Genomic DNA, 9,645 nt, shown 5'->3' with positions numbered 1-9,645 from the left:
TCGAGGAAAACCGTGATGGCACCAACCGTGCGATCACGCGCGCGCATCGGGATGGCGTACGCGGTGCTCGGCGCGAGGTCGCGCAGCAGTTCGCGGGCGCGGCCGGACAGCTCCCTGCTGATCGACTCGGTCGCATTGTGGATGACGATCGGCTCGCCCGTGCGCATCGTGCGGAACAGGTACGCGTCCGGCAAGAGCGCGTCGATGCGCAGGGCCGCGTACGCGTTCAGGGTGTCGCGCATCAGTACGAGGCCAACGCCCGACTCATGGCGCGGTACCGCGCAGCCTCCGGCGACCGCGTGGCGATGGGTCAGCTGATCGCCGAGGCACCGGATGCGCGCCACGCCCTGGCCGGTCCCGGGTCCTGATCGAGCGCGAGAGCCGCGGACCGCAGCGTCTGCGCACCTGGGCCGGAGAGCTCCAGCAGCCGCACGAGCGCCGCACGGAGCTCGTCGACGGAGGCTACGTTCGGGTCCAGGGCTTCGCCCACGCCGGCGCGCTCGACTGCCGCGGCGCCGGCGAACTGGTCGGTGGAGAACGGCAGGACGAGMATCGGGGTGGCGGTGGCGACCGACTCGGTGACCGAGTTGTTGCCGCCGTGCGTGACCGCCGCGGACGCCTCCCGGAGCAGGCGCACCTGCGGGAGGAACTCCCGGACCAGCCAGCCGGGCGGCACCTCCCCCAGCTCCGCCACCGGGGTGGCCCCCCTCGCGACCGCGGCCCGCACCCCGGCCGCCCGCAGGGCCGCCACCACACGGGCCAGCACGTCCCCGCGCACAGACAGGAAGCTGCCGAAGCTGACGTACACGAACGGTTCCCCGGTGCTCAGCCAGGTGTCGACCTCGCGATCGGCCGGCTCCGCGCGCAGCGAAGCGCCCAGGTATCGGTGCGGCGGCAGCGCGGGTTCGCGCTCCGGCAGCGCAAGCTCGCCTGGGTAGTTGTAGAGGACCAGGGGCCCGTGCAGGGCGAAGGCGTCGTCCACACTCGGCAGGCCGAGGGCGAGCTGCGCGGCGGCCCTGTTCCACTCGGCCGTGAAGCCCGCGGCGACCCGACGACACAGCAYCTCGAGCCCAGCCATCTCGACGGGGTCAGGGCGGAAGGCGCGCGGCCACACGGGTGGACAGCCGTAGACCTCGTCGCCGACGGGCAGGGCCGTCGGGTGACCGAGTACGACGTCGGCGTGCGGGACGTCCGCGGCCCACAGCGCCAGGCGAGCGCTGTAGGCGAGGTGGTCGACGAGGATGGCGTCGGGGCGCACGGCCTCGATCAGCTGGAGGGTGGCGCGGGCCTTCTCGACCGGCTGCCACATGAGGTCGACCAGCCGCTCGGTCGCCTGATAGGTGAGCGTCGGCACCATCCCGCGACGGGTGGCGTCGAAGAAGCCACGGAGCGAGTCGGCCTCCGCGTCGGGCTGCTTGTCGGCCCTGATCACCCCGGGGTTGGATCCGCGCCCGAGCTGCAGAGGGGCGCGCTCGTAGCCGAACGACTCGACGATCTGTGCGGTGGCCGGGCCGGACGCCACGACGACCCGCTCCCCCGCGTCCTGCCAGGCAACGCCGAGGGCGGCCAGAGGCAGCAGGTGGGAGGCGTAGTCGGGGCTGATGACGAGCAGGGTCATCCCGGGACGACCAGCGAGGACCGGGCGGCCCGCTCGTCGGAGGCAACACCGGCGTAGACGTCCCCGAGCATCTGGGCCATGCGCTGGATGGTGAAGCTCTTCTCGACGATCCCGTGCGACCGGTCGGCCCGTCGGGCGTCGGTCTCCTCGACAGACGCCGCGAGCGCGGCGCCGATCGCCGTGGCCAGGCGTCCGGGGTGCCAGGTGGCGGTCAGGACGCCGGTGTCGCCGTCGTCGACGTAGGTGGCCGGGCCGCCGCCGTCGGGAGCCACCACGAGCAGACCTGACGCCATGGCCTCGAGCAGCGCGATCCCGAACTCCTCCTTCAGGCTCGCGCACACGTAGATGCCGCGCGGTGCGCTCAGACCGGGTAGCCCGGTGCGCGCGGCCGCGACCCAGCGGGCCACCACGTCGTTCGGTCGGTGCCCGGGGAGCAGCAGCCCGGCCGTGGTTCGCGCAGCGGCCGGCACGATGGCGTCGATCAGCTCCAGCTGCTCACGCTCGTCGGCAGACGGGTCGTCGAGGTCACCACCGATGACGAGCAAGTTCGCCCTGTGGCGCAGGTCACCGGCGGCCCAGGCCTGCACGAGTGTGGCCATGCCCTTGACGCGGTGCAGCCGCCCGACGCTCACGATCAGCGGCAGCGTCCGGCGCTCGATCGGCAAGGCCTCGACCAGGGCGCGCAGCTCGGCCACCGCCTCGGACGGTGCCGCACCGGCTGCGTGAGCCTGCGCCTCGGCCACCGCACGGTCGACGACCACGAGGTCGACTCCCTCGGGCACGATGGTGTGCCGCTCGGGGTGCGCAGTGATGTCGATGCCGACGAGCTCGCGCATGTCGCGCTCCAGTGCCGGCCGCGGGAACAGCACCGTGTGCGACGCGTTGGCCGCGAGCCGCTGCACGAGGCGGGCTCGGAACCAGAAGTGCTCCACCTCGTCGACCGCCCCGAAGTTCTGCCTGGTCAGCCGGCCCGCGAGGTCCAGTGACTGGATGACGCCGTGCGGGTCCGGCGCGACGGTGAACACCACGGGGACGTCGAGCTCACGCGCGACATCGGCCGCGGCCAGGCTGCCGACGTCGGCCATGCGCAGGTGGACCAGGTCGACACCACCCGCGGCGCGCAAGATGCGGCGGATACCTCGACGGGCCGGCACGCGCAGGGACCAGGCCGTCGCGGTGGCCGACGGGTCCCGCGGCAGCGGTACTCGTCCATAGAGGTGCCCGACCTCTGCGAAGGTGCCCAGGTCGGCCGTAGCCTGCGCCGCCGTCCCGCGGGACATGGTGAGCACGCGCGTCGCGGCCGGCCCGCCGGGGCCCGGCGCCACGAGCGCGTCGCCGAGCCGTACCAGCAGGGTGGCGATCCCACCGTTGTCGCCGGCGCCGGCGGCGCTGAGCCGCGCATCGATGTCGGCGTGCAGGAACAGCTGAGCGACGGTGAGTCCGTCGCGCCCGAGCTCCTGTCGCCGCGGCGCCCCGGCGTCGATGTCGACGAGCGACAGCCGGGCGACCTCCGCGAGGTGGTCGTCTCCCGACGCCAGGTCATCGAGCAGGCCCATGACGGCATGATCGCCGGGGCGCTGCCCGAGCGCGGCAACGGCGGCCGACCGCACTCCCCGCTCCTCGCTCGAGCTGGCCGCGATGGCGAGCAGGGGCCGCACCGCGATGGCGTGCCGGACCAGCCCGAGCGTCTCGACGACTCGGGCCCGGGCGGCGGGCTCGGCCGCGCCGAGCAGAGCGGTCTCGAGACCGACCGCGACGTGCTCGGCCGCGCCCGCAGACCACTGCTCGAGGGTCCGCTGCGCGAGCATGCCTCCGAACCCCCCGGCTGCCGTCATGCCGATCAGCCGCGCGATCGCATCGGGGCGCGGCAGCACCGAGCCGAGCACCCACGCGGCGTGCTCCCGGACGAAGAGCCGTTCGTCCGAGAGCAGCCGGACCAGTACCCGGGACGCTTCGTCGTCGGCAATCGTGCCGAGCGCGTGCACCGCCGCGATCGCTGACAGCTGATCCGTGTCGTCCAGGGCCGCGGTCAGCACGCGGATCGTGCGGACTCCGGGGTCCCTGCTGCTCTCGAACGCGAGCTCGTCGGCGAGCCGCATGGCGTCGACGATTCGGCCGGCCGCGCGCAGCGCGTCGAGAGAGGTCTGGATGCCCACGGTGGTCCACCCCTCCTCGTGACGAGAGCGACACGTTGGTCGCGGTGCTGCCGATGCTAAGTCGGCGGGCGGCGACCGGCCCGTCGAGATCAGGAAGCGGCGCTCCACCCGGGTGAGCGGCCCGGGACTCGAGTGTGGGCTGGCACCCGGAGCCTGCGGTAGTTCACCGCATCCGTGTGCGGCGTTACGGCGGGAGGCGCCGCGGGCGAGCTCGCCGGTTCGTCACCGCCGGGCGGCGGCGCCCATGCGGCTGCCGCGTTGACACCCAGGTCCAGCGGGATGGACGTCAGCCGACCACCGGTGTCCGGCCCCACGACCGCGACCAACACATCTGCTCCACTGCCCAGCCCCTCATCGCTGCCCACCCCCAAACGGTGGCAACTGAGGCGGCGCCGGACGCACACGGGCCGTGCGCCCATGCTCAGCACGTGCACGCTCCGCCACCGCGCGGGCACCCTCACGGCGGCGTTGCTCCAGGAGCTGCCCCAGCTCGACATACACAGTGTCCTCGAGCACCCCGCCCCGCAGCATCTGCTCCGCGATCGTCGGGACCTTCTCCTGCCCGGGGGGCACCACCGCCCCCAGATCCGCGAGCGCCTGGTCCAGACGCCGCGTGAGGAACCCGTCCGACTTCTTCAACCCGAGCAGGTCGTCAACCATGTGCCCCACCACCTCTGCCGTCCCGATCGACTGCACCGGACCCGGCCGCCCGCACGCCAGCACGCAAAGCGCCGCGACCGTCCGGGCCGGAACCGCAGGATTGAACACGTCCCGCCGCGACCACCGCGGCGCCGTTCCATCTATCTGCCCGTCCCCCGGCGGTCGCACATCACCCAACCCGGTCGTCACCGCGAATTTCGCCAACGACCCCCCATTGACGAGCTCAACCGTGAACACCCCCGACCGCAGCACGTGCTCCCCACCAAACGGCAGACTTGCCTCCTGCCCCCACCCGTGCCGGTCAAGCAGCACCGTCCCGTGCCGCTGCGCAGCCACGACCCGCACCGCACCGTCGTGGCGTCCTTCGAGCCACACCGCGGACCGCGACAAAGTCCGCGGTGCCCCCGGCGCAACACCAGCACCGACCACGACTGGGACGACAACGGCCCCCGCGGCGTCCACGGGCGCACTCGTCGCGTCACCCGACGGTGCGCTGCCCAAGACCACCCACACACCCGGGCTCAGGTCCGCGATCACAGACCCGCCGGGCTCATCAAGAACAGCGCTCATTCCCCACGTTCTACCTGGTCACACCCCACACGCGTAACCCTCCCGCCACGAGAGCACCCTCCCGTGCGAATCGGCCCGCGGAAACCTTGGGAGTTCTGAGTCGGTGCTCAGTGGGAAGCGAGTGCGGTGATGCGCTCGCGGAGTGCGGACCCGGCCTCGGTTGGCATACCGAACGGCATCTCGCGGACGCGGGCAGGCCTCATCGGTTGAGCAGAGTCGACACCTCGGAGTGTGTTGCGGTCAACGAGAGCGCCAGGTCAACGTCCGCGATCCGCGTATGTCTCCCGGAAATGGTGGCGATGTGCGCCTGGGGTTGTGCTGAGCCTTCGCTGGAAGCTCCGGTTCATGGACTCGGGTGTTCCGAAACCGCACGCCTTGGCGATCTGTTCGATAGTCCGGTTGGTGGTCTCGAGGAGCCGACATGCGGACTCAAGCCTGACGGCTTCGACGTGAGAGGCCGCGGTGGCACCCACCTCTGTCTTGAAGACACGGGTGAACTGCCGTTCGGAGAGGTTCACGTGACGGGCAAGCGCGGGGACCGAGAGGTCGTCGGCCAGGTGGTCGCGTATCCATGCCAGGAGGTCACGAATCGGCTCCGTGTCGGCGGTCTGACCGGCCAGCAGGGCGGAGAACTGCGCCTGCCCACCGGAGCGTTGCAGGTAGACGACCAGCTGGCGCGCAACTGTGGCGGCGGCTTGGTGGCCGTGGTCGTCGGCCACCAGAGCCAGCGCCAGGTCGATGCCGGCGGTGACGCCCGCGGAGGTCCATACGTTGCCATCGTGCACGTAGATGGCGTCGCCATCCACGGTGACGTCCGCATAGGTGTCGCTGAGGAGTCCGCACTCCGCCCAATGCGTCGTGGCACGGCGACCCGCGAGCAGGCCCGCCGCGGCCAGCACGAAGGCGCCGGAGCAGACCGAGGCGACTCGACGGGCGTCGGTGGCGAGCCGTCGGACCTCACCGAGCAGCTCGGTGTCGGTGACGACGGTGCCCATGTCGGCGCCGCCGGCGACGACGAGGGTGTCGATCGGACCGACCACGTCGCCGGCCGGGTTGGACGCGAACTCCAACCCGCAGCTCGGACGGACCGGGCCGCCTCGGGTGGTCACGACCTGCGTCAGGTACCGGGCGTCGGGCAGGAACCGGGACGCGGTCGAGAACACTTCGAGCGGACCTGTGACGTCCAGTATCTGGGCTCCGTCGAAGGTCACGATCACGACGCCTCGTTCGACGACCGGGGCGAGCGTCAGCTCGCGCGAGTCCGGGCTTGTCGACCGGGTCATCGGGACTCCATCTGGCGACCGTACGCCGCGGACGCGGTGGCCGAAATCGTCAACAACGTGTCCTGGTGGCCGGGCAGCTCCCGCCCCACGCTGGAGGGAAGGCCACTGATCGTTCCGGCCCTTTCCCTGACCCACCCACCACCGAATCACACGTCGGAAGAAGGCACTCATGACCACCATCGCCACTCCTCCCGCTCCCGACGCTGCGCCGTCCACGATGCGTACGAGCCAAGAGCCCGTCAGCGCTCGCGCGTCCAGGGGGCACATCGGTTGGATCGTGGCTGGCTCGTTCGCCAGCGGCCTCCTCGCGGCTGCACTCCTCGTGGCTGTCCCGTTCATCCCACCGACCGAGGCTGGGCTCACCGGCGCGGTCCTGTGCGGGCTGGCTCTGGGCTGGGCGATGTTGTCCGTCCTCTCCGCACGGTTCACCGACCAGCCGCAGAGGTGGGCGGGTGCACCTGCCTTGGTGATGGGGCTGAGCGGCCTCCTCCTCGTGTCTTTCGGCTCCTCGGCCCTCGAGATCCTCAGCTGGGTGTGGCCTCCCGTCATGCTGGCGTTGGCCATCTGGATGCTCGTCTGCGCCCGTCGACACCTGCACAGCCCGAGCCGACTATGGCTGGTCTTCCCCGTGCTCGCCGCCCTGGCGCTCGCCTCGCTCGGCGGCGGGTACCAGACCGTGCGCGTGGCCCTAGATGCGAGCGCCAACGCCATGCCTGGTCAGCTATTCGATGTCGGCGGACACAGCCTGCACCTGAACTGCACCGGCTCGGGCAGCCCCACAGTTGTCCTCGAGCCAGGTGCCGGCATGGTCTCCGCGCAGCTTGGCCTGATCACACCCACCGTCGCGCGCGAGACCCGAGTCTGCGTCTACGACCGGGCGGGGCGCGGGTGGAGCGAACCCGCTGAGACCCGCCAGGACGCGACGCAGATCGCGACCGACCTGCACACCCTGCTGGAGCGTGCTCACGTCCCCGGACCGTATGTGCTGGCCGGCCACTCCTTCGGTGGCCTCTACGTCCTGACCTTCGCCGCGCGCTACCCCGACGAGGTCGCCGGCATGGTGCTGGTGGACTCCACGGCCCCGGCATTGGAAGCGGACGCGACCGCGACCGCGACCGACGACGGGGGTTCCGACTCAACGGACCGTGTCGCCACGTTGGTCTCGGCCTCGGCCCGTCTCGGCGTCACCCGCCTGATCGACCAGCCGACCCCAAGTGCCGTGCGCAGCACGATCGAGGAGTACGGCCAGGGCGGCTCCTCCACCCGGGAGGCGGGATGGCTGCGCGACTTCGCCGGCAAGCCATTGGTCGTCCTGACCGCTGGCATCGGGCATGACGCCGACGAGTCCGCCGCGCAGGATGCTCTAGCCACTCTGTCCACCGCTAGCGTCCACCGCGTCATTCAGGGCGTCGACCACCTCGGGATGATCGCGGACGAGGACGGTGCAGCCGCGACCACCCGAGCGGTCCTCGACGTCGTCGGCTCGATCCAGACCGCGGTGCCGCTGATCGACTAGCCCCGAGGTCGCTCCAGCGGCAGCAGGACACTCGACGCGGGAACGTCCTCGGTCGGCCGTCCGAGGACGGTCCTGTCCGCCCGCGTACGTCGCGAGATGTTTCCCGAGATGTTTCCCGCCGGGCCAAAAAGAGAAGGTCAGGGGCTTGCTAGGATGACCCTAGAAGCCCCTGACCTGCGCTTTCACTGTCGGGCTGACAGGATTTGAACCTGCGACCCCTTGACCCCCAGTCAAGTGCGCTACCAAGCTGCGCCACAGCCCGAACGGCCCCCGCAGGAGCCTCGGAAACTCTACCCCAGAGTCGGGGCCCTTCCGGTCACCGCTTCCGCTTCTCGCGCACGCGCACGGAGATCGAGATGGGCGTGCCCTCGAAGCCGAAGGTCTCGCGCAGGCGGCGCTCGATGTACCGGCGGTAGCCGGGGTCGAGGAAGCCGGTCGCGAAGATGACGAACCGCGGCGGTCTGGTGGACGCCTGCGTCGCGAAGAGGATGCGCGGCTGCTTGCCGCCGCGCAGCGGGTGCGGGTGGGCCGCGACGAGCTCGCCGAGGAACGCGTTGAGGCGCCCGGTCGAGATGCGGGTGTCCCACGAGTCCAGCGCGCGCTCGAGGGCCGGGACCATGCGGTCGGTGTGCCAGCCGGTCTTCGCGGAGATGTTCACGCGGGGCGCCCACTGCACCTGCACCAGGTCCTGCTCGATCTCGCGCTCGAGGAACGGGCGGCGGTCCTCGTCCATGAGGTCCCACTTGTTGTACGCGATGACCAGCGCGCGACCGGCCTCGATGACCTGGGTGATCACCCGGGTGTCCTGCTCGGTGAGCTTCACGGAGGCGTCGACCAGGACGACGGCCACCTCGGCCTTCTCGATCGCGGCCTGCGTGCGCAGCGAGGCGTAGAAGTCGGCGCCGGACGTCTGGTGCACGCGGCGCCGGATGCCCGCGGTGTCGACGAACACCCACGGCTTGCCCTTGAGGGCCACGAGCTCGTCCACCGGGTCACGCGTGGTCCCGGCGACGGAGTCGACCACGACGCGCTCGGCGCCGAGCACCTTGTTGAGCAGCGACGACTTGCCGACGTTCGGACGTCCGACCAGCGCCACGCGGCGGGGGCCGTCGGGGATCGGGGTGCCGTGCGCGGAGACCTCGGGCAGCGCGTCGATCGCGGCGTCGAGCAGGTCGCCCGTGCCGCGGCCGTGCAGGGCCGAGACCGGGAACGGCTCCCCCAACCCGAGCGACCAGAGGTTGGCGGCGTCGGCCTCGCCCGCCGGTCCGTCGACCTTGTTGGCGCAGAGCACCACGGGCTTGCCCGCCTTGCGCAGCAGGCGGACCACCTGGGTGTCGGTCTCGGTGACGCCGACGGTGGCGTCGACGACGAAGATCACGGCGTCGGCAAGCGAGATGGCGACCTCGGCCTGCTGGGCCACGCGCGCCTCGATGCCGGCGACGTCGACCTCCCAGCCGCCGGTGTCTACCAGCGTGAACCGCTTGCCCGACCAGTCGGCGGGGTAGCTCACGCGGTCACGCGTCACGCCGGGCTTGTCCTCGACGACGGCCTCGCGGCGGCCGAGGATGCGGTTCACCAGGGTCGACTTGCCGACGTTCGGGCGACCTACCACCGCGAGCACGGGGAAGACGACGACCGGCTCCTCGCCGAGCTCGCCGACGTCGCCGGCGTGCAGCAGCGCGAGGTCCTCGTCCTCCAGCTCGTAGTCGGTGAGACCCGCGCGCAGCGCCCGCTCGCGGTCGGCGTCGCCGGTCTCGTCGGGCAGCACCAGGGCGGGATCGGGCTCAGTCATGCCCTCATTGTCCCAGGTGTACCGACCGCAGGGCGACGAGCAGGGCGAGA

Annotated in this window: 6 protein-coding genes, 1 tRNA gene and 1 pseudogene; 1 reads left to right on the top strand and 7 read right to left on the bottom strand. The window is 71.5% G+C overall.

The window, feature by feature from the left end:
* From ACXJKA_RS07795 to ACXJKA_RS07775, 5 genes and pseudogenes are all read right to left on the bottom strand, one after another.
* A pseudogene (locus ACXJKA_RS07795) lies at window positions 1-242 on the bottom strand (SpoIIE family protein phosphatase); the annotation flags it as partial.
* 68 nt (window positions 243-310) lie between these two features.
* Window positions 311-1,618 carry a glycosyltransferase gene (locus ACXJKA_RS07790; RefSeq protein WP_456824615.1) on the bottom strand — a complete coding sequence of 436 codons (1,308 nt, stop codon included), beginning with the start codon at window positions 1,616-1,618 and terminating at the stop codon, window positions 311-313.
* Window positions 1,615-3,774, bottom strand: a complete 2,160-nt coding sequence (locus ACXJKA_RS07785; RefSeq protein ID WP_456824614.1) for a glycosyltransferase — start codon at window positions 3,772-3,774, stop codon at window positions 1,615-1,617. Before ACXJKA_RS07785 ends, ACXJKA_RS07790 begins: the two co-directional genes overlap by 4 nt.
* Before the next feature lie 351 nt (window positions 3,775-4,125).
* Window positions 4,126-4,770: a hypothetical protein gene (locus tag ACXJKA_RS07780; RefSeq protein ID WP_456824613.1), complete on the bottom strand. Its 645-nt coding sequence runs from the start codon at window positions 4,768-4,770 to the stop codon at window positions 4,126-4,128.
* Window positions 4,771-5,261: 491 nt separating this feature from the next.
* On the bottom strand, window positions 5,262-6,287 hold the full coding sequence (locus ACXJKA_RS07775) for a GlxA family transcriptional regulator (RefSeq protein WP_456824612.1): 1,026 nt from the start codon (window positions 6,285-6,287) through the stop codon (window positions 5,262-5,264).
* 628 nt (window positions 6,288-6,915) lie between these two features.
* Between ACXJKA_RS07775 and ACXJKA_RS07770 the strand changes: the two genes are divergently transcribed.
* Window positions 6,916-7,803 carry an alpha/beta fold hydrolase gene (locus ACXJKA_RS07770; RefSeq protein WP_456824611.1) on the top strand — a complete coding sequence of 296 codons (888 nt, stop codon included), beginning with the start codon at window positions 6,916-6,918 and terminating at the stop codon, window positions 7,801-7,803.
* A 188-nt stretch (window positions 7,804-7,991) separates the two neighbouring features.
* On the opposite strand, the gene ACXJKA_RS07765 is transcribed toward ACXJKA_RS07770, so the two are convergent.
* Both ACXJKA_RS07765 and der read right to left on the bottom strand, forming a co-directional pair.
* Window positions 7,992-8,065 (bottom strand) — tRNA-Pro (locus ACXJKA_RS07765).
* 54 nt (window positions 8,066-8,119) lie between these two features.
* Entirely contained in the window at window positions 8,120-9,595 is a 1,476-nt protein-coding gene (gene der / locus ACXJKA_RS07760) for a ribosome biogenesis GTPase Der (RefSeq protein ID WP_456824610.1), read from the bottom strand.
* Window positions 9,596-9,645: the final 50 nt, after the last annotated feature.

This window comes from Cellulomonas sp. P5_E12, from assembly GCF_054049315.1.
Note: the sequence above shows the minus strand (reverse complement) of the source record. Positions and strands in the feature narration are given on the sequence as shown.

Coding starts and splice junctions, on each gene's coding strand:
- der (WP_456824610.1), bottom strand. CDS start 9,595: ATGACTGAGCCCGATCCCGCCCTGGTGCTGCCCGACGAGACCGGCGAC.
- ACXJKA_RS07775 (WP_456824612.1), bottom strand. CDS start 6,287: ATGACCCGGTCGACAAGCCCGGACTCGCGCGAGCTGACGCTCGCCCCG.